The following is a 24,683-nucleotide window of genomic DNA, read 5'->3' as shown; positions in this document are numbered from 1 at the left end:
TAATGCCGGTCATGCCCGGTCAGCGCTGCGTGAGCACCTGTGCGATGGCGTGCGCCACAGTGTCGACGTTGCGGTTGTTCAGGCCCGCAACGCACATGCGTCCCGAGCGCAGCACATAGACACCGTGCGTCTCGCGCAGCGTGTCCGCCTGCGCGGCCGACAGGCCCGTGTACGTGAACATGCCGCGCTGCGCGATGTAGCGCGACAGCTTTTCGCCGCTCACATGGGGTTCCAGGCGTGCATGGATCTGCTTGCGCATCGATGCAATGCGCGTGCGCATGCCGTCGAGTTCGGTCTGCCACGCGCTGCGCAGCGATGGCGTCGTCAGCACTTCTGCCACGAGCCGCGCACCGTGCGTCGGCGGATTGCTGTAATTCGCACGCACGGTGCCCATCAGCTGGCCGAACACGCGCGACGCTTCGTCCGCTGTGGCGCAAACCACCGACAACGCGCCGCAGCGCTCTCCATACAGCGAGAAGTTCTTCGAGAAGGAGTTGGCGACGACCGTCGGCACACCTGCGTCGGTCAGCGCGCGAACTGCGAAGGCGTCCGCGTCGAGTCCGTCGCCGAACCCCTGATACGCCATGTCGACGAACGCAATCAGCCCGCGCTCGCGCAGCACCGGCACGAGCGCTTCCCACTGCGCCTGCGAGAGGTCGACGCCGGTCGGGTTGTGACAGCACGCGTGCAACAGCACGATGCTCTGCGGCGGCAGCGAGGACAGCTTGTCCATCATGGCGTCGAAGCGTAGGCCACCGGTGGCGTCGTCGTAATAGGGGTAGGACTTCACCTGGAATCCGGCGCTCTCGAACACCACGCGATGGTTGTCCCAGCTCGGATCGCTGATCCAGAGGGTGCTCTCGGGGAAGTAGCGTTTCAGGAAATCGGCCCCGACACGCAATGCGCCGCCGCCGCCCAGTGTCTGCAAGGTGGCGATGCGCTGCTCGCGCCGCGCGGCGTTCTGCTCGCCAAAGACAAGGGCTTGCACTGCGTCGCGGTACGCCGGGGTGCCCGCCATCGGGAGATAGGGACGTGGACCGATGTCGGCGAGGACAGCCGACTCGGCGTCGCGCACGGCCTGCATGACCGGCAGACGACCGTCGTCGTCGAAGTAGATGCCGATGGACAGGTTGACCTTGTGCTGGCGGGGATCCTGACCGAAGGCTTCGTTCAGGCTGAGGATGGGGTCGCCAGGGTAGGCGTCGACGTGGGAAAACATGAGGCTCGCTCCGTCTCGATCTTCGGTTCACGGGGGAATTTTGAAAATCGATTGTGGGCGACGTCCCTTTGCGGAACAATCAATCGATTCTGGTCCATTCGTAAGCGAAACTTGATAATCGAAACGCCATGCCCCTGACCCGCGTCACGCTGCGCCAGTTCGAAGCACTGGTAGCCATCGCCGAATTGCACAGCTTTGCCGAGGCGGGCAATCGCCTGGGACTCACATCGTCCGCCATCAGTCAGTTGGTCGCCGAGCTGGAGTCGGTGCTCGGCTTTCGCATCTTCGACCGCACTACGCGGCGCGTCGCCCTTTCCAGCGCCGGACGCGATTTTCTGGCGTCTGCCGAGTCGGTGCTGCGTTACGTGCAAGCCGCTGAGAAAACGGCCGACGACCTGCGCAACCGCGCCGCGGGCATCGTGCGCGTCGGTGCGCCGCTGGTGCTGGCCAGCATGGCGCTGCCCGCTGCGATTCGCGAATACGCCGCCTCGCGGCCGAAGGTCGTAGTGCGCGTGGTCGATACCCCCGTCGATGCACTCATCGATCATGTTGCCAACGGCGATCTCGACATTGCCATCGGTCCGAATCGCGCAACGGGCGCGCATGTGGCCGGTACGCCCGCGTTCGATAGCCCGTGGGTGCTGTGGTGCGCGCCGCAACACGCGCTTGCGCGGCGCAAGCGCGTGCGGTGGACCGACCTGCGCGACACGCCGCTCGTCGCCGCCGGACGCGACCACGAGCGCAGCGTCGCGCAGATGCGTCAGTCTGCGCCGCCCGATGCGCGCATCACGTCCATCGATGTCGTCGACAACGTGACGACGGCACTTGGCGTCGCCTCGCAAGGCTTGGCCGCGACGCTCACGCCCGGCTATGTGGCGGCGCTCGCCCATCCGTTCGGTTTGCTGATGCGTCGTGTCGTCTCGCCCGAGACGATTCGGCAGGTTTGCGTCTACCAGCCGTTGTCGCGTACGCCGTCTCCGGCGGCCGAAGGTTTTGCCCAGTTCCTGCTTGAGTGGCTGCCGAAGTGGAACGCACGGATCATGGAGACCGCAAAGACGTGAGTCCGTGACGTATCGGGTGTGTCGCGGCGCACGGAAAGCAACGATTCGGTAATTACTATTACGATCAGCACACCGAATCTAATCATTTAAATAATCACTTATCGAAATGCGCTGAAATAGCGACGTACCGGCGCGTGTCCGTGCTGTAGTTTTCGAAGCGATTGGTTTAGTGTTTACGCCAGCATCCATTGAGATGCAAAACCTAAAACGCTTCGTATTGCTACTGATGTGTCTGCTTGACTCCATCCCCCAGGAGGTAGAGTGACTCACGCCAAGCACGAACGCTTGCCCCGTCGTCATCCCGTTGCGACGGCTGCATCTTTGGTCTTCCTTCTCGCGGGTGCCGCCGGTGCGGCGCACGCACAGACCTATCCGCTCCCCGAAATCGTTTCGGGAACCACGCTCACTTACGAACAGTATTACGACGGCAACGTCGTACCGGTCGGCGTCATTCAGGGGAGTGTGACGATTCACCCCGTACCGCCCTATCCCGCGCAACTCGGCGGTGCGGGGATCGCGGTGTTTCGCGGTGCGAGCGTCACGATCAATCCGAATCTCGGCACGCCCGGCGTTGTGTCGGTGACATCTGACTACCGTGCGGGCGCGCCGAACGACGCGCTTTACATCGCGAACGGCACGGTCAATATCGTCGCGAGTCAGGCGGGTGTGTTGTTGACGGGCGTCGGCGATCAGGTGCAGGGCGTCTACATGCCTCAATCGTCGCTGGGCAACTCGCTACTGAGCGGTGCCAACGTGACCATTGTCACCACGGGCCTGGACGCCGACGGCATACGTGCCTACGGCGCATCGTCGACCATCAATCTACGCGATACGTCGATTACCGTGAACGGTCAGGGCAGTTGGGGCGTGCGTTCCTGGGGCGGCAGTAACATCACACTCACGAACTCGACGGTAACGTCGAATGGTGCTGTCGGCTCGGGCGCGGGCGGTGTGCAGGTGTTCAATGGCTCCATCGCCACCATCAACGGTAATTCGACCATCTCCACAGCGGTGGCGGGCAATCTCGGACTGAACGCGGAGTCCGGCGGCACGCTGAACACGAACACTGATCCCAACACCCCCGGCACGGTGACCGTCAGCACGACCAGCGCGGGCAGCCACGCCGTGCGCATCGGCACGGCGAACGGCAACCTGAACCGGTTGAGCCTCTCGACCACGCAGAACTCGACTTACGGCTTGCTCGTGAACGGCACGTCGACCGTCACCGGATCGCAGGTCGCGGTGAACACGCGAGGCACCTCCGCCTACGGCATGTGGATTTCGGGCAGCACAACGGCCACGCTGAACGTCGGTTCGATCACCACGCAGGGGCAGACGGCCTACGGTTTGCTTTCCGGCAGCGGCGCGGCGACGGTGAATCTCTCCGACTTCGCCATCGCCACGCACGGCACGCAGGCCTACGGCATTTATGCGTGGACGGGCAGCACGACCAACTTCGCCGGTGGCTCCATCACGACCGATCAGGCGAGCACGTACGGCATCTACGCCAATGCGGGGACGGTCAACCTGCTGCGCAGCAGCGCGAGCGGCGCGGGAACGTCGATCACCACGGCGGGGACGAACGCGTACGCCGTGCGTATCCAGAACGGCGGCATGTTCAATGCGACCGGCGCGGCGATACGCGCCACGGGCGCTGGCACGGCCGCCATCGTGTTTGACGCGCCGCAGGCCATCACCGGTATTCAGACACCGCCACCGACGCCGGGTTTGCCGACCTTGCCTGCGACGACGCCGTTGCTCCCGTCGACCGATCCAGCCCCGCCATTCGCCATCGTCACGCCGGTCCCCGCCGCGCCCACGGATCTCGGCAGCGATGTGCCGTCGCCCGTGCTGACCGCCGTATCACGCGCGGGCATCGCCGCGCCACCGCGCGCGGGTGGCTACAACATGACCTTGCAGGACACGACGGTGACGTCGGACAACGGGGTCGCGTTGTGGATCTACGGCGGCATCGCCAACGTTAATCTGACGAACTCGACGCTGAGCGGTGGCGGCGGTGCGATCAATGCTTCTGCGAGGTCCGGTCTCGGCGCGACGCTCAATCTCGACGCCAGCCACTCGACCATTACGGGGCGCATTTACACGGACAACAGCAGCACGTCGGTCGTCAACCTGAGCAACAACAGCGTCTGGCAGGTGACGGGATCGTCCAACGTCACCGAGCTGAACAACGCCAACAGCCTGATCGATTTTCCGGTGACGGCGCTGCTCACTTCCGCGCCGACCAGTCAGGGGTCGTATCGCAACGTGACGATTGGCAACGGCTATACGGGCGGTAGTGGCACGGTCGCACTCAACACATATCTGAACGAAGGCGGTGCGCTATCGAATCAATACACCGACCGTCTGCTGATTCAAGGCAGCGCGAGCGGCACGACAACGCTGCGTATCAGACCGACGACAGGCAGTCCGGGCGCGCTGACGTCGCTCAATGGGGTCATCAACAACCACGAAGGGATTTCGCTGGTGCAGGTGGCAGGCGCATCGACGTTCAACGCGTTCAGCCTGGCGGGTGGCTATGTCGTGGCTCCGAATTCGCCTTACGAATACAGGCTTTACGCCTACGGTCCCGGTTCGGCACACGGGACGGCCGACCCGACGCAGAACCTTGTCGGCACCGGCGCGGGCTATTGGGACTACCGGTTGCAGAGCGCCTATGTATCACCCGGAGGGGAGGTCGATCCCGAGGGGCCGGGCAACCCCGGGGGCGGTGTCGACGAGCCAGTGCCGCCGGACGCGCGGCGTGAAGTGGCGCCGCAGGTGGCGTCTTATCTGAGCGCGCCAGCCGCTTTCCTGCAAGCAGGGATGACGGACATCGACTCGTTGCACCGGCGTCTGGGCGAAGTGCGCGACGACCGGATTCTCGGCCGCGATCGCGGACCGGGCGAGATGTTCATGCGTGGCTATGGCGGCAGCTTCAAGTACCGCTCCAACCAGAGCTTTCAGGCGTTCGGCTACGACATGAACGCCGACTACGGTGCGATTCAGATCGGCGGCAATCTCTTCAAACACTTCACCGACAACGGCACGTGGCGCTTCGGCGCGGCGGGCTCGATGGGATGGCTGCATTACGAGCCGACCGCCATCGACGGGCCGAGTACCACGCGCGCCAGCGTCTATCGTCTGTATGGCTATGGAACGTACCAAAGTCAGCAGGGCTGGTACGTCGACGGCATCGCGTCGGTCGGCTGGTTCAATGGGCGCACGACGACCGACGCGCGCGGTGAAGTCGCGCCAATGCGAGGCAACAGCTACGCGGCGTCCATCGAGGCCGGGTATCCGCTGGCGCTGGCGTATGGCATGAATCTGGAGCCGCAGTTGCAGTTCGTTGGCCAGCACCTTGGCTTCGACAATGTGACCGATGCCGACGGACTTTCCGTGAACATCGGCTCACAGAACCAGTTCACCGGTCGGCTTGGCATGCGGCTCACGCGTCCCTTCGATGTCAGCACCGGACGCATCACGCCGTACTTCGGGTTCGACGTCATCCATGCGTTTGTGGGTGGCACCAGCGTTCAGGTCAGTGACGCAATGTTCCAGACCGGAAAGTACGGCGACTCGATGATGTTCTCGCTCGGGGTGAACAGTGTGCAGGGCGCGAGCTTTTCGCTGTACGGCCGTGTGTCGTATCAGAAGAGCTTCGGCACGGGCGGCATGCGCGGCGTGCTCGTGAACGTCGGCGCGAAATACGCTTTCTGATGTGCGAGCGGCGCACCCGAGCTGACGCATTACACATTACGCATTGTCGCCGGGTGCGGTGAATGTCAGAACTTAGCGACGCTTGGCGTCGGGCGAGGGGAGTGCGGCGAGGTCTTCGCTTAATTGCGCGCGCAACGTGACGATGGCCGCCGTGGTGTCGGCGGGCTTTAGCTCCTCACGCGCGATGGCCTCGCGCAAGTGGTGTCGCAGCATCGGATCGCGCGTTTGCGTTAGCGTCTCGCGGTAGAACGGCAGAACGTTCTCCGGGTGGCCGCCGACGCGATAGAGGTGGGCGATCTCCTCGATGGTGCGAACCGCAGCGAAGCCCGGGCCGCCGTGACCGGCAGATCCCATAGGCCCCATCGGCCCGATAGGCCCCATCGGACCACGCGGTCCGGGGCCGCCGAAGTGCTTGCCCATGCCCGGCGGCGGGGGCGGTATCTCGCCCGGGGCAGCGGCTTGTGTGCAGGCGGGCGGCGGGGCGTCGGTGGCGGCGGCCGCAGGCAGGCTGACGCCGGTAACCGTCAGCGCGAGCATCAGCGCAATCCCGCTTACAGTCTGGTGCATCGAAATCTTTATCATATGGACTCCGTATTAAATGCGTTCGCTCGATTGTCGAACGACGAGGCCAAGCGTAACGTGCCTCGAATAGCAGACAGGGGGACGGTAACGACATGTAAGGTGGGGCGGGTATGAGGGCGTGATGCGAACGGCTGGCGAAGACGATAGGCGCGCGTGGGCGGCGCTGCCTAAAGGGGGTGATGCGGGGGGTGATGCGGGGGGTGATGCGCATAGGAGGGCGGCGGTACACTGGCCCGGCTGCCCGGCGAACTTTGCGCGGGCGTTACTGTCTGTCTCGCCTCAGTGTTCGAGGAGCCTGTATGACCACCGAAGCCACTCAAGCCAACGAATCTGCCGCATCCGCCGGCCATGCGCATCCGGCGAGCGTTACGTCGCTACGCAGCCCGGTCGACTTCTACGCTACGCTCACACGCGTGATCGATGCGCTCAAGCAGCACGGCATGACCATCTTCGCCGACATCGACCAGAGCGCGGCGGCGGCCTCGGCGGGGACATCGCTGCGTCCGACCCGGCTCGTGCTGTTCGGTAATCCGAAGGGCGGTACGCCCGTCATGGCCGCAAACCCCCATGCAGGACTGGAATTGCCATTGAAAGTGATGGTGTGGGCGGCAAGCGCCGACGATGTACGGGTGGATTTCCTGAATCCCGGACCCTCGCTGAGCGCGCTGTACGGCATCGACTCCGCGCAGGTGGCGGGGTTCGGCGGCGTGGTGAAACTGCTGGAAGCAGCGCTCTTGAGAGCGTCAGACTGAGCCGCAGTGGGTTCGAACGTCGAAACGATGAACGGCGCAGGACGCGCGACAAGACGTGATTTCTGCGGCAGGAGGTCGCGCGATGCGTCGCGTAAAGTGGCGTCGGGCCTTGTCCGGCGGGCTTTCCGGCGCGCTGTGAATCGTCTCAAAAGTCCCTATACTGATCCGGCCTAACTGCGTCTGGCCAGTTCGAACGTATCGAGCGGCCGCGCCCGATCCCCCCGCGGGCGTTTTTCGATGTCAGGGCGCAGGCATTTCCCCCCTTTTGATGGAGCAACTTCCGTGTCGAACAGTCAATGGATTCGTGTTGAAACCGTGGATGGCGCCTTCGATGCCTATCTGGCATTGCCGCCGAATGGTAAGACGGCCAACGCCCAGGGCGTCGTGCTGGTGCAGGAAATCTTCGGCGTGAACGAGCACATTCGTGGCGTGGCCGATCAGTACGCGATGGACGGTTATGTCGTGCTCGCACCGGACATCTTCTGGCGCTCGGCACCGCGCGTCGAACTCGGCTACTCGGGCGACGACTGGGGCCGTGCGATGGAACTGCGCAAGGCGGTCGACGTCGAGAAGGCGGTGAAGGATGTCGAAGCGACGGTAAAGGCGCTGCGCGGCAAGCTGGATGCGGGTGCCAAGGTCGCCGCCATTGGCTACTGCTTCGGTGGACTGCTGTCGTACCTGAGCGCCGCACGCGGTCTGGTCGACGCTGCCGTGCCGTACTACGGCGGCGGCATTCACAACTATCTGAGCGAAGCGGCCAACCTCAACGTGCCGACGCAGTTCCACTACGGCGCGCTCGACAGCCACATCACGCCGGACATCGTCACGCAGGTGAGCGACGCGGTGAAGTCGCGTCCGAACACCGAAGTGTTTGTGTACCCGAACGCAGATCACGGCTTCAACTGCTGGTCGCGCGAGTCGTACCATCAGCCGTCGGCCGCGCTGGCTCACGGCCGTGCGCTCGAATTCCTGGCGAAGTCGTTCGCGAAGTAAGGCATTGTCACCCCCGATGGCCGCGTTGGCCATCGGACCGGTAAACGCAAAGAAGCCCGCCAATGCGGGCTTCTTCGTTTTTGTACGTCCTGCTTCTTCGGCCTACTGTCGACCAACTGTGGACCTGTCGCCGGTTTTTTGGCGGGTAGCATCCCGGCTAAAAAAGCCCGTCGCCGAAGCGACGGGCAAAGTCCTGTGCGTCGAACCGCTACGCACAGCGACAGGAGTCTTAGGTCGGAAAAGACCGGAGATCACACTGAGCACCGGCAACCGGTGCGTCGTTATGCGCAGAACGCGCGCCGCGCCGCGGCCTCTCGTCAGGCAAGAGGTCCGCAGCGCGGCGAGTTACATTACGAACCGAAGTAGGTCGTGCCGGCACGTTGCTGACCGCCCACCGAGCCCATCGTGATCGGGGCGCTGGCTGCGACCGGCTGTGCGCTCGGCGCTGCCTTCGGGTAGACGGCGTCGTGTTGCACCACGAGACCGGCTTGCTGCGCCTGAATGAGTTCGTCACGAACCTGGGCGCGGCTCAGGGCGCTGGTTTGCGGAACCCACGAGAATTCCGAGGGGCCGTCGAATGCATCGCTGGCGAAAGCCGAACCGGCCGAAACAGCCAGCATTGCGGAAACCAAAGCCGAAGTAATAAGGGTGCGCTTCATGATATTTCTCCTGTCTTTTGAAAGAGGCGATGTTCAATTCATCGTCGACAGTTGAAGTGTATTAATGTCACCTCTCGCGATAAAGACGACTTATTACAAGCAACTGTTGCATGGATGGAAATAATCGTTCGAACCTAACAGGAGACATCCGATGCTCTATCTCTGGATCAAGGCGGTGCACCTGATCGCGGTCATCACGTTCATTGCGGGGCTTGTGACGATGGCGCTGGGCGGGCGTCTGGCGCAGCCCGAGTGGCGCCGCGTGGCGCGACGGGCGGACTACGCACTGGCGTCGCCCGCATTGATCGTGGTGTGGATCACGGGGCCGACGCTCGCCATCATGGCCAACTGGTGGCACGCCCCCTGGCTCATGGCGAAGCTTGTTTTCGTGATCGTTCTATCGGCGTTACACGGTCGGTTGTCGGCCACATTGCGGCGTCTGGAGCGCGACGAGAGCACGCAGCCACCTGCAGTGTTCGGACGTGCGCTGCCCGTCACCCTCATTTCGATGGCGATCGTCGTCGCGCTCGTGATCGTCAAACCGTTCTGAACGGTGCGCATGGTGCAACGCTGCGGTAAGGGATTCGGCCTCCGTTCGGCCTGGTTTGGGCTTGGTCTGGGCGTGTGGGCGGTGTTACGCTGACGACGTCGCCAAATACGTCCCAAATTTCGCCTTTTTTGAGGCTTGGTCCCCATGCCGATCACCAGTGCGATACCCCTGGAGTTTCAGGCTCATGACCGCCCCGTCGACGCGTTGGCGAAAGATTACCCCGATGGTCATGTAGTGCGTCCTCATAGTCATCGACGCGCGCAATTGATGTATGCGAGCGCCGGTATTCTGGAAGTCCGCACCGATACGTCGTTTTGGGTGATTCCGCCGCAGCGCGCATTATGGATTCCGGCCAACGTTACGCATGAAGTGCGCATGCGCGGCAAAGTGGAGATGCGCACGGTCTATGTCGATGTCGAACGACTCGGCATGGCAGCACCCGATGTGCCCGTCGTCATTCGTGTCTCGGCGCTGCTACGCGAGCTGATTCTGCGCGCAATGTCGTTGCCGCCCGACTGGGCGCCGCGGGGCAAGGATGCGCTCGTGATTGCGCTGCTGCTCGAAGAAGTCGAGTGGAAAAGCGATTCGCCGCTCCACCTGCAGGTGCCGCGCGATGCGCGTCTGCGCAAGATCTTCGACACCTATCTGACAACGCCTGCCGACCCCCGCAGTCTTCAGGACTGGGCCGTGGAGGTGGGGGCGTCGAGCCGTACGCTGGAGCGTCGCTTTATGACGGAGTTCGGTTTGCCGTTCCGGGAGTGGCGTCAGCAGATGCGCTTGCTGGGTGCGTTGCCGTTGCTGGGGGCCGGACGGCCCATCACGCAAGTGGCGCTCGAAGTCGGTTACGACACGCCGAGCGCCTTTTCCACCATGTTCCGCCGCTTTATGGGCGTGACGCCAAGCGAGTACCTGACGCGCGCCCGCGGCCCGGAGTGAGCCAGTGCATGGCGTCCCACATGTCGTCGTAGACCGGTACGCCTTCGTCGAGCAGCGGCGAGCGCTGACGTTTCGAGCCGATGCCGACGAAGTCGATGCCGAGCTTGCGCGCGACCTTCAGGTCCCACATCCCGTCGCCGATCGAGACCACCGCCCGCGGGCGCGTAATCCCGTAGCCAGCCTGCGCCCGTTTGATCGCCTCGGCCACCAACTGGTCGCGTGAGCTGTACTCGGACGCAGTGATGAGCATGGCGTCCGTGTAATCGATGGCGACGGAGCGCAGCTTGCGATGACTGACCTGACGGATGCCGCCGGTGGCAAACACCACGCCCCAGCGGGAGCGGTGCGCGGCCTCGACGAAGGCGCGCGCACCGGGGATCTCGGCCAGCCCGTGTGCATTGAGCAGGGCGGTGAAGCGCTCGTCGATCTCGTGCTCGAAGCGGGCCAGATCGTGCGGCTGCGGCAAGGCGCGACCGTTCTCGACGTGGGCGTGAATCAGGATCCCGGTGTCGGTGTGATGCGGATAACTTCCCCAGTCGGTGTTCAACTCATCGAACGCCAGCGATTCCATCGCGCCAAGCAAGGCGCGTTGATGGATGCGCACCGAGTCGGTCAGCGTACCGTCGACATCGAGGACCAAAATACTGTCTTTCTCGAAACTTGCCTGCATGGCGGGTAGTGGACTCGTGTCAGGGCGGAGTGGGGGAGCTGCCGCCGAAATGTGGGAGTGTACGAATTCGCCAGAGTAAGTAAAACGTGCCGAGTGACAGCAGCTACGCCTAATGCGACAGATCGGGCTATGGGAAATGATAGCTTGACGTGACTTGCGACGGACGCAAGCGCGCATACCGCACCGGGCAAGCACTGCGCTATTTTCCGAAGCGGGGGCGAGCAAGCTGGCGGTACGTCCGATCCAGCTGCTCAAGCGCCGCGATCGCCTTGGCCATTTCATCGAGCGACACGCTCATCGAGCGGGACGTGCGACGCTTAAGCAGCGGCGCGGGAGGTTCGGTGGCTTGCACTGCTTCTGCCGCTGCTTCTGCCACTGCTTTTGACGCTTGCGCCCGCGTCAGGGGTGTCACGGGTACCGGTTCGTGGGCGCGGGGCGAGCGCTTCGCCTCCGATGGTGTCTCTTGCCCACGCAGCGAACAGAGCGGCTGCCTGACGTCGGCGTGCGATATCGGCGCCAGCGACTCGCGGGTCGCGCCGTAGGCAACATCGTGATAACGCAGATGTCCGTCATGAAGATGCTTCGCGAGAGTCCGGACGAGATTGGGGCCTCGTAGCTCAGCAGGCATGGGTAACGGCGTCGCATCGAAATGCTCGGGAATCTCGCCGAACAACTGCTTCCGGTGCTGGGCGGCGTGGGTTGTGAGGTCCTGGTTGACCCATTCGACCGTATCCGGCGTGGCCAGCGAAACAAACAGGAGCAACTGCCGGTCACGGGCCGGAATGCGGATGTACGCGCCTAGCGTGGCGCGTTGGTTCTCAGGCTCACCCAGCGGTAGACGCAGCTCTGCGTGTTGAAACGGAACGTCGATGCCATGCCGTCGGGCTTCCGGCACGCTCGTGAGCAAGCGCGTCACCGACAACTGCGGGATTTCGATATGGGCTTTGGTGTCTTTCAGCAGGCGTTCCATGCCGGGCAACAACTGGTTCAGTCGCTTGGTCAGGCGCCGCTCAATGGAGCGAACGGAATATTGACCTCGAGATTCAGCAGCGCGGGCCCTGGAGAATTCCCGCTCCAGTGTCGCGCTGTCACGCCGCTCACCCGAAAGTGTTTTGCGCATCTCCGCTCCCAATGACGCCTCACAGCCTGCGAGCAGCAGACGGCTTGCGTCGACGTCGACATGAACATCGGCAGGCAGGTCGAGAAGGCAGTTCTGTGTATCGTCGCGCGCACCGACAACGCACACTGGCCGCACGTCCGCCAACCGCTCCGCAAAGACGCGGGCCCGTGTGACCGGCGGTTGCGACCAATTGAAGGATGCCGCCCCTTGCGCGGGCTGCCGGTCCGGGAGCGCCGGTGAAATCATGGTGGATGTGATGGGCGCGGATGAGGCGCGTGCCAGGTCGCTCGCGATGCGGGGCGCGTGGGCTTGCGTGTGCAGTCGGGGGAGTTCCTTGGCTACGCTCACGGCCGACGTCAGCCAATCGGACATTGAATAGAGAATCATCGTCACTCCGGTTGAGGTCACGGGGATTTCCGTGAACCGGAGTATTCCTGCTGGGGCAAATCGGGTTGTCGCGTTGAGGCCGGGATGTTTGCAGATGGGGATTGGCGCTCTCGCTGCGCGTGCACGACGTCAGCGCCGACCCTTTGCTACCGTCAGCCGTTCCGCTTCTTGCGCACTCACTGCGGCATGCGCTCGAAGACCTGGGCCCGTTGCCGCAGGCCGAGGCCGTCGAACTTGCCTGCGGCCAACGGATAGTCTCAGACGATCGCGGCGCGCAGGCTCGGCGGCGCCTCGCGCAGCAGCGACCGCAGACGCTTGAGCGCACTCGACAGACGCTCCGGATCACGTACGCCACCCAGCGAGATGCGGATCGCGTTGGGCGCGTCCGACGACAGACAGAAGGCGTCCGCAGGTGTGACGGCGAGTCCCTCGGCGCGGGCGGCCATGGTCAGTTCGCGGGCCGTCCAGGGGGCGGGCAACTCATGCCAGAGGTGGATGCCCTGAATCGGCGGGGCGCTCGCGTCCCCGAGAATATCGGCAGCAATGGCCTGACGTTGCGCGGCGGCTTCCTTCACACCATCCATGATGCGGTCGGCAGTGCCGTCGTGAATCCATTGCGTCGCCAATCCCGCCATCAACGGGGGCGCCATCAGCGCGAACGAATGCAACGTACTGAGGAAGACGTCGCGCTTGCGGCCGTCGGCGAGACGGACATACGCAGTGCGAAGGCCCGGCGTCAGGCATTTCGACAGCGTGGACACATAGTGCACGCGATGCGGCGAGAGGCGGGCGAGCGGCGTCGGGGCGTCCGGCATGAGACGCCAGTAGGGGTCGTCTTCGATGAGCGTCAGGTCGAGTTTGTCCGCCACGGCGAGCAGTTCCCGGCGGCGGCGCTCGGACATCGTGCGCGTGGTCGGGTTCTGCAGCGTGGGGTTCAGATAGACGATGCGCGCGCGGTGCTCTCGGGCGGCAGCGGCCAGCGCGTCGGGCAGCATGCCGTCGGCATCGGTGGCAACGCCCTCCAGACGGCGACCGAGCGAGCGGGCCGCGCTGCGAACCCCCGGATAGACGATCGGCTCACACAAGACCGTTTCGTCCCGCTCGGTCTCGGTGAGCAGCAACGCTGCCAGCGTGGCTTGTGCGCCGGGGCAGACGAGCACGTCTGCCGGGTCGAGGGCGCCGAGCATGGGCGCGAGCCAGAGCGTACCGGCCTGGCGGTCGGCAACGCCCCCGTCCCCTAACTGATACGCCATGAGCATCGAGGCATCGGTGTGCCGCAGGACTTCGTCGATCCCCTTTTGCAGTAACTCGCCAAGGAACTGCCCGGCCGGTGCGGGCGGAATGTTCATGCCCAGATCAAGCACCTGATCGAGCGCCACGCGTGGCTTGCTGACGAAGGTGCCGAGCGGGCCGCGACCCTCAATGGCGCTCCGGTCGCGGGCCCGGTTGTAGGCGCGCGTGACTGTGGTGAAGTCGATGCCGAGCCACGACGCCAGCTCGCGCTGCGCCGGCAGGCGGTCGCCGGGGCGCAGGCGGCCGTCCGCGACCGACTGCTCGATGAAACTCGCCAGTCTCAGATAACGGGGGCCTTTGCCTACGGTGAGCGCAGGTTTCCAGAAGGTGGCGCGAAGCGTGTCGTGAGAAGTGTCCATAGCCATGTCGGTGTTATGTATGGAAATTCGTACGTAAATACCCTGTGTATGCAGTGTAGTTTGCATACATGTGGGTCGCAAGTCTTGAATTTGAGAGGGGGAGACGCACCTTGAGGCGGTGCCTGCGGCGGTGGCGATCCATGGTGATGAAGACCATGACCGTTAACAATCAACGACTTACGACGAGAATTTGCGCGAGAGTGCGTTGACACTTGCCAACAGCGGGGGTATAGTCGCAGGCTCCGGTTTTTCCGGCGGCATGCCCGTGCCTAATGCAAAGTGCTTATGCATCAAGCGTTTAGATGCGGACTATCCGCAAGAGCAGCCGGGGAGTACGCAGTAAAGTCGCATGACGGCCCGCCTTGGCTTTCATGCTTTTGACACGTTTAGGAAATCACAATGCCAACGATTAACCAATTGGTCCGCAAGCCGCGCACCTCTGCTCAAATCAAGAGCAAGAGCCCGGCCCTGCAGGACTGCCCGCAGCGTCGCGGCGTGTGCACCCGTGTGTACACCACGACGCCGAAGAAGCCGAACTCCGCACTGCGTAAGGTTGCCAAGGTGCGCCTGACGAACGGTTTCGAAGTCATTTCGTACATCGGCGGTGAAGGCCACAACCTGCAGGAACACTCGGTCGTGCTGATTCGCGGCGGTCGTGTGAAGGACTTGCCGGGTGTGCGTTACCACATGGTGCGCGGTAGCCTCGACACGCAAGGCGTCAAGGACCGTAAGCAAGCCCGTTCGAAGTACGGCGCGAAGCGTCCGAAGGCCTAAGCGGCTTAGCGGATATACGTTCGGTGATGGTGGTACATCGTCACTGAGTAAGTGGTCACTCGGCCAAAAAATGGCTAGTAGGTGGCCTGGAGCTCAGCTCCAACTGAATTGATTAAGGAAGAAATCATGCCGCGTCGTCGCGAAGTCCCCAAGCGCGAAGTGTTGCCCGATCCGAAGTTCGGCAACGTTGAAGTCGCTAAATTCATGAACGTGCTCATGCTTGCCGGCAAGAAGTCGGTTGCAGAGCGCATCGTTTATGGTGCTTTCGAGCAGATCCAAACCAAGGCGGGCAAGGATCCGCTGGAAGTCTTCAACACGGCTCTCGGTAACGTGAAGCCTGTGGTTGAAGTCAAGAGCCGCCGTGTTGGCGGTGCAAACTATCAAGTTCCGGTCGAAGTGCGTCCGTCGCGTCGTATGGCATTGGCGATGCGTTGGTTGCGTGAGGCCGCGAAGAAGCGTAGCGAGAAGTCGATGGCCCTGCGCCTGGCTGGTGAGCTGATTGAAGCCTCGGAAGGTCGTGGCGGCGCCATGAAGAAGCGTGACGAAGTTCACCGCATGGCTGAAGCCAACAAGGCCTTCTCGCACTTCCGCTTCTGACGCTGGCAAGCAGTACCTAGAGCAGAAACCGGGGCGGGTGCGCATGAGAAGTTGCGCCTCGCCCGTTTGTGTTAGTAGCCCCCTCAAAAATGGCGGCTACATTGAAAGAGGCTTAAAGTGGCTCGTACAACCCCTATCGAGCGCTACCGCAACATCGGTATTAGCGCTCACATCGACGCAGGTAAAACCACGACGACCGAGCGCATTTTGTTCTACACCGGTGTGAACCACAAAATCGGTGAAGTGCACGATGGCGCGGCGACGATGGACTGGATGGAGCAGGAACAAGAGCGCGGCATCACGATTACGTCGGCTGCCACGACCTGCTTCTGGTCCGGCATGGCCAACAACTATCAAAAGCACCGCATCAACATCATCGACACCCCGGGTCACGTCGACTTCACGATTGAAGTCGAGCGCTCGATGCGTGTTCTCGATGGCGCGTGCATGGTGTATTGCGCCGTGGGTGGCGTGCAGCCCCAGTCGGAAACCGTGTGGCGTCAGGCCAACAAGTACGGCGTGCCGCGTCTGGCGTTCGTCAACAAGATGGACCGTACCGGCGCAAACTTCTTCAAGGTCTACGACCAGCTGAAGAACCGCCTGAAGGCCAACCCTGTGCCGGTGGTGGTGCCGATCGGCGCTGAAGAAAACTTCAAGGGCGTGGTCGACCTCATCAAGATGAAGGCGATCATTTGGGACGAGGCTTCGCAAGGCATGAAGTTCGACTACGTCGACATTCCGGTCGAGCTGCAAGCGGAAGCCCAGAAGTGGCGCGAAGGCATGGTCGAGGCCGCTGCCGAGTCGAGCGAAGAGATGATGAACAAGTACCTCGAAGAGGGCGACCTCTCCGAAGCTGACATCATCGAAGGCATTCGTCTGCGTACCGTCGCATGCGAAATCCAGCCGATGCTGTGCGGTACCGCGTTCAAGAACAAGGGTGTGCAGCGTATGCTGGACGCCGTGATCGACTTCCTGCCGTCGCCGGTCGACATTCCGCCGGTCAAGGGTACGGATGACAAGGAACAGCCGACGGAGCGTAAGGCTTCGGACGACGAGAAGTTCTCGTCGCTGGCGTTCAAGATCATGACGGACCCGTTCGTTGGTCAGCTGATCTTCTTCCGCGTCTATTCGGGCGTTGTGAACAAGGGCGACACGCTGCTGAACTCGGTCAAGGGCAAGAAGGAACGCCTGGGCCGTATCGTGCAGATGCACGCGAACCAGCGTGAAGAAATCGAAGAAGTGCGCGCTGGCGACATCGCCGCTGCTGTTGGCCTGAAGGATGCAACGACGGGTGACACGCTGTGCGATCCGTCGGCACCGATCGTGCTCGAGCGCATGGTGTTCCCGGAGCCGGTGATTTCGCAGGCTGTCGAGCCGAAGACCAAGGTCGACCAGGAAAAGATGGGCCTCGCCCTGAACCGCCTGGCGCAGGAAGACCCGTCGTTCCGCGTGCAGACCGATGAAGAATCGGGTCAGACCATCATTTCGGGTATGGGCGAGCTCCACCTCGAAATTCTGGTCGATCGCATGAAGCGCGAATTCGGCGTGGAAGCCAACATCGGCGCTCCGCAGGTTGCCTACCGCGAAACCATTCGCGCGACGGCCGCCGACGTGGAAGGCAAGTTCGTCAAGCAGTCGGGCGGTCGCGGCCAGTTCGGTCACGCTGTCATTACGCTTGAGCCGAGCGAGCAAGGCGCTGGTTACAAGTTCTTCGACGAAATCAAGGGTGGTGTGATTCCGCGTGAATACATTCCGGCCGTTGATAAGGGTATCCAGGACACGCTCAAGAGTGGCGTGCTTGCTGGCTTCCCGGTCGTCGACGTGACGGTCCACCTGACGTTCGGTTCGTACCACGATGTGGACTCGAACGAAAACGCGTTCCGTATGGCTGGTTCGATGGCTTTCAAGGAAGCGATGCGCCGTGCCAAGCCGGTCATCCTCGAGCCGATGATGGCCGTGGAAGTGGAAACGCCGGAAGACTACATGGGTAACGTGATGGGCGACTTGTCGAGCCGTCGCGGCATTATCCAGGGCATGGACGACATGGTCGGCGGCGGCAAGATCGTGCGCGCTGAAGTTCCGCTGTCGGAAATGTTCGGTTATTCGACGTCGCTGCGTTCGGCTACGCAAGGCCGCGCCACGTACACGATGGAGTTCAAGCACTACGCTGAAGCTCCGAAGAACGTGAGCGAAGCCATCATCAGCAACAAGAGCAAGTAATTCATTTGTAGGGTGTCCGCATCATTCGATGCGGCGCCCGACACACTGTTTAATCGTCTATTCAGTATCTGAGGATTCGGAAATGGCAAAGGAAAAATTCGAGCGGACTAAGCCGCACGTGAACGTCGGTACCATTGGCCACGTTGACCACGGCAAGACCACCCTGACGGCTGCTATCGCAACGGTTCTGTCGTCCAAGTTCGGCGGCGAAGCCAAGAAGTACGACGAAATCGACGCAGCGCCGGAAGAAAAGGCACGCGGCATTACCATCAACACGGCACACATCGAGTACGAAACGGCTACGCGCCACTACGCACACGTTGACTGCCCGGGCCACGCCGACTACGTCAAGAACATGATTACCGGTGCTGCCCAGATGGACGGCGCTATCCTGGTTTGCTCGGCTGCTGACGGCCCGATGCCGCAAACGCGTGAGCACATCCTGCTCGCCCGTCAGGTCGGTGTGCCGTACATCATCGTGTTCCTGAACAAGTGCGACATGGTCGACGACGCCGAACTGCTCGAGCTGGTCGAAATGGAAGTGCGCGAACTTCTCTCGAAGTACGACTTCCCGGGCGACGACACGCCGATCATCAAGGGTTCGGCCAAGCTGGCGCTGGAAGGCGACAAGGGCGAACTGGGCGAAGTCGCGATCATGAACCTGGCCGACGCGCTGGATTCGTACATCCCGACGCCGGAGCGCGCTGTTGACAAGCCGTTCCTGATGCCGGTGGAAGACGTGTTCTCGATCTCGGGTCGCGGCACGGTGGTGACGGGTCGTATCGAGTCGGGCGTGGTCAAGGTCGGCGAAGAAATCGAAATCGTCGGTATCAAGATGGACGGCGACAAGCCGCACATCGACAAGACGACCTGCACGGGCGTTGAAATGTTCCGCAAGCTGCTCGACCAAGGTCAGGCAGGCGACAACGTGGGTCTGCTGCTGCGCGGCACGAAGCGTGAAGACGTTCAGCGTGGTCAGGTTCTGGCCAAGCCGGGCTCGATCAAGCCGCACATGAGCTTCACGGCCGAAGTGTACGTTCTGTCGAAGGATGAAGGTGGTCGTCACACGCCGTTCTTCAACAACTACCGTCCGCAGTTCTACTTCCGTACGACGGACGTGACGGGCTCGATCACCCTGCCGGCCGACAAGGAAATGGTCATGCCGGGCGACAACGTGTCGATCAGCGTCAAGCTGATCGCTCCGATCGCCATGACCGAAGGTCTGCGCTTCGCAATCCGCGAAGGTGGCCGTACGGTTGGCTCGGGCGTCGTTGCTAAGATCGTCGCCTAATAGCGGATTGAACGACGGTGCGGGGTTTTGGCCCCCATCGTCGTGATTCTGTTTGCTCTTTGTGATTTACCCGGCGCCCGAACGAGGGTTGCCATGCTCTTTGGAGAAATTCCATGCAGAACCAAAAGATCCGTATCCGCCTGAAGGCTTTCGACTACCGCCTGATCGACCAGTCGGCTGCCGAAATCGTTGAAACCGCCAAGCGCACCGGCGCAATCGTCAAGGGCCCGGTGCCCCTGCCGACGCGTATCGAGCGTTTCGACATCCTGCGTTCGCCGCACGTCAACAAGACGTCGCGCGACCAGCTCGAAATCCGTACGCACCAGCGCCTGATGGACATCGTCGATCCGACGGACAAGACGGTTGACGCGCTGATGAAGCTCGATCTGCCGGCTGGCGTCGACGTCGAAATCAAGCTGCAGTAAGGCTTGCGAGCGTTTTCGCTCTTGAAAGCCCCGCCAATGCTGGACCCGGCGGGGCTTTTGTTATGTGATTTAGCAACACTTGTCAAGCGATAAAAGTCCGCCTATAATGGCGGGCTCAAGTGTAGTTTTGAAAAGATGGCCCACATCCGTGGACCATCCTTTTGTCATTTAGCCCCGGCCAATCGCAGTCGGGAATGGAGAAAATCATGAGCCTTGGCCTTGTCGGTCGCAAGGTTGGCATGACGCGTATTTTCACGGACGACGGCGATTCGATTCCCGTCACCGTGCTCGACGTGTCTAACAACCGTGTGACGCAAATCAAGACGGATGAAACGGACGGCTATACCGCCGTTCAAGTCACTTTCGGCAATCGTCGCGCTTCGCGCGTGACCAAAGCCGCCGCCGGTCACTATGCGAAAGCTGGTGTCGAAGCCGGTGAAATCCTCAAGGAATTCCGCATCGATGCTGCCAAAGCTGCTGAACTGCAGCCGGGCGCAGCCGTTGGTGTCGATCTGTTCCAGGTAGGCCAGAAGGTCGACGTGCAAGGCGTGTCGATCGGTAAGGGCTACGCAGGTACCATCAAGCGTTACAACTTCGCTTCGGGCCGCGCATCGCACGGTAACTCGCGTTCGCACAACGTGCCGGGTTCGATCGGTATGGCGCAGGATCCGGGCCGTGTGTTCCCGGGTAAGCGCATGACGGGTCACCTGGGTGACGTCACGACGACGGTACAGAATCTCGAAATCGCGCGCATTGACGCTGAACGTGGCCTGATCTTCGTGAAGGGTGCCGTTCCGGGCGCCAACGAAGGCAAGGTTTTCGTGACCTCGGCAGTCAAGGCCAAACTCGCGAAGGGAGCGTAACAATGGAACTGAAGCTCCTGAATGAGCAAGGTCAGGAAGGCGCTGCTGTCAACGCGTCGGACGTCGTGTTCGGCCGTGACTACAACGAAGCGCTGATCCATCAGGTTGTGGTGGCTTATCAAGCCAACGCCCGCAGCGGCAACCGTGCGCAGAAGGACCGTGAACAGGTCAAGCACACGACGAAGAAGCCGTGGCGTCAGAAGGGTACGGGCCGCGCTCGTGCCGGTATGTCGTCGAGCCCGCTGTGGCGCGGCGGTGGCCGTATCTTCCCGAATTCGCCGGAAGAGAACTTCACCCACAAGGTCAACAAGAAGATGTACCGCGCCGGTGTGTGCTCGATTCTGTCGCAGCTCGCCCGTGAAGGTCGTCTGTCGGTGGTCGAGGACATCAAGCTGGATGCGCCGAAGACCAAACTGCTCGCTGAAAAGATCAAGGCCATGGGTCTTGAGTCGGTGCTGCTGATCACGGATAGCGTGGACGAGAACCTGTTCCTGGCCTCGCGCAATCTGGCTCACGTTGCCGTCACCGAGCCGCGTTTCGCCGACCCGCTGTCGCTCATCTACTTCAAGAAGGTGCTGCTGACGAAGGGCGCGATCGCCAAGATTGAGGAGATGCTGTCATGAGCGACGTGCGTAAAAACGACCATCGTCTGTACCAGGTCTTGCTCGCGCCGGTGATCTCCGAAAAGGCGACGCTGGTGGCTGACAAGAATGAACAAGTGGTGTTCCAAGTTGCACGCGACGCGAACAAGCAAGAAGTGAAGGCTGCTGTTGAGCTTCTCTTCAAGGTTGAAGTCGAGTCGGTGCAGATCCTGAACCGTAAGGGCAAGCAAAAGCGCTTTGGCCGCTTCATGGGTCGTCGCGACCACGAGAAGAAGGCTTACGTGAGCTTGAAGCCGGGTCAGGAAATCAATTTTGAAGCGGAGGCCAAGTAATCATGGCACTCGTCAAAACGAAACCGACGTCGCCGGGCCGCCGTTCGCTGGTCAAGGTCGTCAACAAGGATCTGCATAAGGGCAAGCCGTTCGCCCCGCTGCTCGATACCAAGAGCAAGACCGCTGGCCGTAACAACAACGGTCACATCACCACCCGTCATATGGGTGGCGGTCACAAGCAACACTACCGTATCGTCGATTTCCGTCGCAACAAGGACGGCATCACGGCGAAGGTTGAGCGTCTTGAGTACGATCCGAACCGCAGCGCGAACATCGCACTGCTTTGCTACGCCGACGGCGAGCGTCGTTACATTCTTGCTCCGAAGGGTATGACCGTCGGCCAGCAAGTGGTGAGCGGCTCCGAAGCCCCGATCAAGGCTGGCAATGCACTGCCGATCCGCAACATTCCGGTCGGTACCACGATTCACGGCATCGAACTGCTGCCGGGCAAGGGCGCACAAATCGCCCGTGCCGCTGGTACGTCGGCAATGCTGCTGGCTCGCGAAGGCACGTACGCTCAAGTGCGTCTGCGTTCGGGCGAAGTCCGTCGCGTGCACATCGAGTGCCGCGCTACCATCGGTGAAGTCGGCAACGAAGAGCACAGCCTGCGCCAATTGGGCAAGGCCGGTGCCAAGCGTTGGCGCGGTATTCGCCCGACCGTTCGCGGTGTGGCGATGAACCCGGTGGATCACCCGCACGGTGGTGGTGAAGGTCGTACGGCAGCTGGTCGTCATCCGGTCAGCCCGTGGGGTCAGCATACCAAGGGTAAGCGTACCCGTTCGACCAAGCGCACCGACAGCATGATCGTTCAGCGTCGCAAGAAGCGCTAATTGGAGCTAGCAAATGACTCGTTCTGTTAAAAAAGGTCCGTTTTGCGACGCTCATCTGCTGAAGAAAGTGGAAGCGGCAGCTGCATCGCGTGACAAGAAGCCGATCAAGACCTGGTCGCGTCGTTCGACCGTCCTGCCCGATTTCATCGGCCTGACGATCGCTGTACACAATGGCCGTCAACACGTGCCGGTGTACGTGACGGAAAACATGGTCGGCCACAAGCTGGGTGAGTTCGCACTTACCCGTACCTTCAAGGGCCATGCGGCCGACAAGAAGGCGAAGAAATAAGGGGCCGATCATGGAAGTGAAAGCAATTCACCGCGGTGCCCGTATCTCGGCGCAGAAGACGCGTCTGGTCGCTGACCAGATTCGCGGCCTGCCGCTGGAGCGTGCGCTGAATGTACTGACCTTCTCGCCGAAGAAGGCCGCGGTCATCATCAAGAAGGTGCTGGAGTCGGCTATCGCCAACGCCGAGCACAATGAAGGTGCTGACATTGACGAGCTGCGCGTTAAGGGCATCTTCGTTGACAAGGCGACCTCGCTCAAGCGTTTCACCGCGCGCGCTAAGGGCCGTGGTAACCGCATCGAGAAGCAAACCTGTCACATCACTGTGACGCTGGGCAACTAAGGGGTCACGATGGGACAGAAAATTCATCCGACTGGCTTCCGTCTGGCTGTCAGTCGTAACTGGGCTTCGCGTTGGTACGCGAACAACCAGGATTTCGCGAAAATGCTGCAGGAAGATATCGGCGTTCGCGATTACCTGAAGAAGAAGCTGAAGAATGCTTCGGTTGGCCGCGTGGTCATCGAACGTCCGGCCAAGAATGCTCGCATCACGATTTTCAGCTCGCGTCCGGGCGTTGTGATCGGCAAGAAGGGCGAGGACATCGAAATCCTCAAGGCTGAGCTGCAAAAGCGCATGGGCGTGCCCGTGCACGTGAACATCGAAGAAATCCGCAAGCCGGAAACCGATGCGCAGCTGATCGCCGATTCGATCGCTCAGCAGCTTGAGCGCCGTATCATGTTCCGTCGCGCAATGAAGCGCGCGATGCAGAACGCGATGCGTCTGGGCGCCCAAGGCATCAAGATCATGAGCGCTGGCCGTCTGAACGGTATCGAAATCGCTCGTACCGAGTGGTACCGCGAAGGCCGTGTGCCCCTGCACACCCTGCGCGCTGACATCGACTACGCAACCTCGGAAGCGAAGACGACGTACGGCATCATCGGTATCAAGGTGTGGGTGTACAAGGGTGACACGCTGGGCCGCAACGACGCTCCGGTGGCTGAAGAGCCGGCCGAAGAAAAGCGTCCGCGCCGCAATGCGCGTCCGGGCGACCGTCGCCCCCGTCGTGACGATGCTGGCGACAAGGCCGGTGCGAAGCGCGGTGGTGCACGCCGTCCGGCTGGCAAGCCTGAAGGCGACGCCAAGACTGGAGAATAATCATGCTGCAACCGAAACGCAGAAAGTATCGCAAAGAGCAGAAGGGCCGTAACACTGGCGTCGCCACCCGTGGCAACGAAGTGTCGTTCGGCGAATTCGGTCTGAAGGCGGTCGGTCGTGGTCGTCTGACGGCTCGTCAAATCGAAGCTGCTCGTCGTGCTATGACCCGCCACATCAAGCGTGGTGGCCGTATCTGGATCCGTATCTTCCCGGACAAGCCGATCTCGCAAAAGCCGGCAGAAGTGCGTATGGGTAACGGTAAGGGTAACCCTGAGTACTACGTCGCCGAGATTCAGCCGGGCAAGATGCTGTACGAAATGGACGGTGTGGATGAAGCGCTGGCGCGCGAGGCGTTCCGCCTGGCTGCTGCCAAGCTGCCGATTCAGACGACGTTCTTCGTCCGTCGCCTTGGCGCCTGAAGGGAGAATTTGAAATGAAAGCATCCGAACTTCGTGCCAAGGATGTCGACGGCCTGAACAAGGAACTGTCGGATCTGTTGAAGGCCCAATTCGGTCTTCGCATGCAAGCGGGCACCCAACAGCTGAGCAACACCAGCCAGCTGAAGAAGGTGCGCAAGGACATCGCGCGTGTGCGTACCGTGTTGACTGAGAAGGCGAGCCAGAAATGAACGATACCGCTAAGACTTCGCTGAAGCGCACCCTCGTTGGTCGCGTTGTCAGCGATAAGATGGACAAGACGGTTACCGTGCTGATCGAGCGTCAAATGAAGCACCCGCTCTACGGCAAGTACATCGTGCGCTCGAAGAAGTACCACGCGCACGACGAAACCAACCAGTACAAGGAAGGCGACCTGGTCGAGATTCAAGAATCCCGTCCGCTGTCGAAGACCAAGGCCTGGACGGTTGCCCGTCTCGTGGAAGCTGCCCGTATCATCTAAGGCAGTCTGAAGCGAAGGCTTGACTTGCAAGTCCGGAATTATCGATGTATAATTCCGGACTTTCCGCTTCTTTCGCCAAAACCGGTCTTTGGTTTCGCAAGGGAGTGGA

27 protein-coding genes are annotated in these 24,683 nt (G+C 61.7%); 21 read left to right on the top strand and 6 right to left on the bottom strand.

Annotated features, from left to right (window positions below):
* Positions 1-19: 19 nt before the first annotated feature.
* Complete coding sequence (locus NA29_RS23955; RefSeq protein WP_039393749.1) at positions 20-1,219, bottom strand: amino acid aminotransferase; 1,200 nt, start codon at positions 1,217-1,219, stop codon at positions 20-22.
* Positions 1,220-1,347: 128 nt separating this feature from the next.
* Here NA29_RS23955 and NA29_RS23950 point away from each other — a divergent pair, with 128 nt between their 5' ends.
* Both NA29_RS23950 and NA29_RS23945 read left to right on the top strand, forming a co-directional pair.
* Entirely contained in the window at positions 1,348-2,280 is a 933-nt protein-coding gene (locus NA29_RS23950; RefSeq protein WP_039393747.1) for a LysR family transcriptional regulator, read from the top strand.
* A gap of 261 nt (positions 2,281-2,541) precedes the next feature.
* The gene (locus tag NA29_RS23945) at positions 2,542-6,000 is read left to right on the top strand and encodes an autotransporter outer membrane beta-barrel domain-containing protein (RefSeq protein ID WP_150777542.1); all 3,459 of its coding nucleotides are present in this window, start codon (positions 2,542-2,544) and stop codon (positions 5,998-6,000) included.
* 72 nt (positions 6,001-6,072) lie between these two features.
* On the opposite strand, the gene NA29_RS23940 is transcribed toward NA29_RS23945, so the two are convergent.
* Complete coding sequence (locus NA29_RS23940) at positions 6,073-6,567, bottom strand: hypothetical protein (protein ID WP_039401624.1); 495 nt, start codon at positions 6,565-6,567, stop codon at positions 6,073-6,075.
* Between the two features lie 314 nt (positions 6,568-6,881).
* Between NA29_RS23940 and NA29_RS23935 the strand changes: the two genes are divergently transcribed.
* A complete protein-coding gene (locus NA29_RS23935) occupies positions 6,882-7,334 on the top strand; it encodes a DUF302 domain-containing protein (RefSeq protein ID WP_052252359.1) in 453 nt (150 codons plus the stop codon).
* Between the two features lie 237 nt (positions 7,335-7,571).
* Positions 7,572-8,327: a dienelactone hydrolase family protein gene (locus NA29_RS23930; RefSeq protein WP_052252358.1), complete on the top strand. Its 756-nt coding sequence runs from the start codon at positions 7,572-7,574 to the stop codon at positions 8,325-8,327.
* A 350-nt stretch (positions 8,328-8,677) separates the two neighbouring features.
* Here the strand turns inward: NA29_RS23930 and NA29_RS23925 are convergent, their stop codons facing one another.
* Positions 8,678-8,986, bottom strand: coding sequence for a DUF4148 domain-containing protein (locus tag NA29_RS23925; RefSeq protein ID WP_072633373.1), 309 nt, complete (start codon positions 8,984-8,986; stop codon positions 8,678-8,680).
* 151 nt (positions 8,987-9,137) lie between these two features.
* Between NA29_RS23925 and NA29_RS23920 the strand changes: the two genes are divergently transcribed.
* Together NA29_RS23920 and NA29_RS23915 are read left to right on the top strand one after the other, a co-directional pair.
* Positions 9,138-9,536: a CopD family protein gene (locus NA29_RS23920; protein WP_039393739.1), complete on the top strand. Its 399-nt coding sequence runs from the start codon at positions 9,138-9,140 to the stop codon at positions 9,534-9,536.
* A 144-nt stretch (positions 9,537-9,680) separates the two neighbouring features.
* Positions 9,681-10,472, top strand: a complete 792-nt coding sequence (locus NA29_RS23915) for an AraC family transcriptional regulator (protein WP_052252357.1) — start codon at positions 9,681-9,683, stop codon at positions 10,470-10,472.
* Here NA29_RS23915 and NA29_RS23910 read toward each other — a convergent pair.
* The 3 genes from NA29_RS23910 to NA29_RS23900 form a co-directional block, all read right to left on the bottom strand.
* Positions 10,420-11,142 (bottom strand): HAD family hydrolase, encoded by a 723-nt coding sequence (locus NA29_RS23910; RefSeq protein ID WP_039393737.1) that lies wholly within the window; start codon positions 11,140-11,142, stop codon positions 10,420-10,422. The genes NA29_RS23915 and NA29_RS23910 overlap by 53 nt on opposite strands.
* Before the next feature lie 199 nt (positions 11,143-11,341).
* The gene (locus NA29_RS23905) at positions 11,342-12,649 is read right to left on the bottom strand and encodes a hypothetical protein (RefSeq protein WP_039393735.1); all 1,308 of its coding nucleotides are present in this window, start codon (positions 12,647-12,649) and stop codon (positions 11,342-11,344) included.
* Between the two features lie 257 nt (positions 12,650-12,906).
* Positions 12,907-14,301 carry an aminotransferase-like domain-containing protein gene (locus NA29_RS23900; RefSeq protein ID WP_072633372.1) on the bottom strand — a complete coding sequence of 465 codons (1,395 nt, stop codon included), beginning with the start codon at positions 14,299-14,301 and terminating at the stop codon, positions 12,907-12,909.
* Between the two features lie 399 nt (positions 14,302-14,700).
* Here NA29_RS23900 and rpsL point away from each other — a divergent pair, with 399 nt between their 5' ends.
* From rpsL to rpsQ, 15 genes are all read left to right on the top strand, one after another.
* The gene (rpsL, locus tag NA29_RS23895; protein WP_010804142.1) at positions 14,701-15,075 is read left to right on the top strand and encodes a 30S ribosomal protein S12; all 375 of its coding nucleotides are present in this window, start codon (positions 14,701-14,703) and stop codon (positions 15,073-15,075) included.
* 126 nt (positions 15,076-15,201) lie between these two features.
* Positions 15,202-15,672, top strand: a complete 471-nt coding sequence (rpsG, locus tag NA29_RS23890) for a 30S ribosomal protein S7 (protein WP_023593821.1) — start codon at positions 15,202-15,204, stop codon at positions 15,670-15,672.
* A gap of 117 nt (positions 15,673-15,789) precedes the next feature.
* Positions 15,790-17,892, top strand: coding sequence for an elongation factor G (gene fusA / locus NA29_RS23885; protein ID WP_039393731.1), 2,103 nt, complete (start codon positions 15,790-15,792; stop codon positions 17,890-17,892).
* An 82-nt stretch (positions 17,893-17,974) separates the two neighbouring features.
* Positions 17,975-19,183, top strand: a complete 1,209-nt coding sequence (gene tuf, locus NA29_RS23880; protein WP_039393730.1) for an elongation factor Tu — start codon at positions 17,975-17,977, stop codon at positions 19,181-19,183.
* Between the two features lie 113 nt (positions 19,184-19,296).
* The gene (gene rpsJ, locus NA29_RS23875) at positions 19,297-19,608 is read left to right on the top strand and encodes a 30S ribosomal protein S10 (RefSeq protein ID WP_010804138.1); all 312 of its coding nucleotides are present in this window, start codon (positions 19,297-19,299) and stop codon (positions 19,606-19,608) included.
* Between the two features lie 206 nt (positions 19,609-19,814).
* Positions 19,815-20,471 (top strand): 50S ribosomal protein L3, encoded by a 657-nt coding sequence (gene rplC / locus NA29_RS23870; protein ID WP_039401616.1) that lies wholly within the window; start codon positions 19,815-19,817, stop codon positions 20,469-20,471.
* Positions 20,472-20,473: 2 nt separating this feature from the next.
* Positions 20,474-21,094, top strand: a complete 621-nt coding sequence (gene rplD, locus NA29_RS23865) for a 50S ribosomal protein L4 (RefSeq protein WP_010804136.1) — start codon at positions 20,474-20,476, stop codon at positions 21,092-21,094.
* Positions 21,091-21,405, top strand: coding sequence for a 50S ribosomal protein L23 (gene rplW, locus NA29_RS23860; RefSeq protein WP_010804135.1), 315 nt, complete (start codon positions 21,091-21,093; stop codon positions 21,403-21,405). The genes rplD and rplW overlap by 4 nt, the downstream gene beginning before the upstream one ends.
* Before the next feature lie 2 nt (positions 21,406-21,407).
* Complete coding sequence (rplB, locus tag NA29_RS23855; protein ID WP_039393727.1) at positions 21,408-22,235, top strand: 50S ribosomal protein L2; 828 nt, start codon at positions 21,408-21,410, stop codon at positions 22,233-22,235.
* A 13-nt stretch (positions 22,236-22,248) separates the two neighbouring features.
* Positions 22,249-22,524, top strand: a complete 276-nt coding sequence (gene rpsS, locus NA29_RS23850) for a 30S ribosomal protein S19 (protein ID WP_010804133.1) — start codon at positions 22,249-22,251, stop codon at positions 22,522-22,524.
* A 10-nt stretch (positions 22,525-22,534) separates the two neighbouring features.
* Complete coding sequence (rplV, locus tag NA29_RS23845; RefSeq protein WP_039393726.1) at positions 22,535-22,864, top strand: 50S ribosomal protein L22; 330 nt, start codon at positions 22,535-22,537, stop codon at positions 22,862-22,864.
* A gap of 9 nt (positions 22,865-22,873) precedes the next feature.
* A complete protein-coding gene (rpsC, locus tag NA29_RS23840) occupies positions 22,874-23,677 on the top strand; it encodes a 30S ribosomal protein S3 (protein ID WP_039393724.1) in 804 nt (267 codons plus the stop codon).
* 2 nt (positions 23,678-23,679) lie between these two features.
* Entirely contained in the window at positions 23,680-24,096 is a 417-nt protein-coding gene (gene rplP, locus NA29_RS23835) for a 50S ribosomal protein L16 (protein WP_010804130.1), read from the top strand.
* Between the two features lie 14 nt (positions 24,097-24,110).
* Entirely contained in the window at positions 24,111-24,305 is a 195-nt protein-coding gene (rpmC, locus tag NA29_RS23830; RefSeq protein ID WP_010804129.1) for a 50S ribosomal protein L29, read from the top strand.
* Positions 24,302-24,574 (top strand): 30S ribosomal protein S17, encoded by a 273-nt coding sequence (gene rpsQ / locus NA29_RS23825; RefSeq protein WP_039393722.1) that lies wholly within the window; start codon positions 24,302-24,304, stop codon positions 24,572-24,574. Before rpmC ends, rpsQ begins: the two co-directional genes overlap by 4 nt.
* Positions 24,575-24,683 lie beyond the last annotated feature (109 nt).

Origin of the sequence: Pandoraea sputorum, from assembly GCF_000814845.2 — a bacterium.
Taxonomy (GTDB): domain Bacteria; phylum Pseudomonadota; class Gammaproteobacteria; order Burkholderiales; family Burkholderiaceae; genus Pandoraea; species Pandoraea sputorum.
This window is presented reverse-complemented; position numbering and strand designations above follow the sequence as displayed.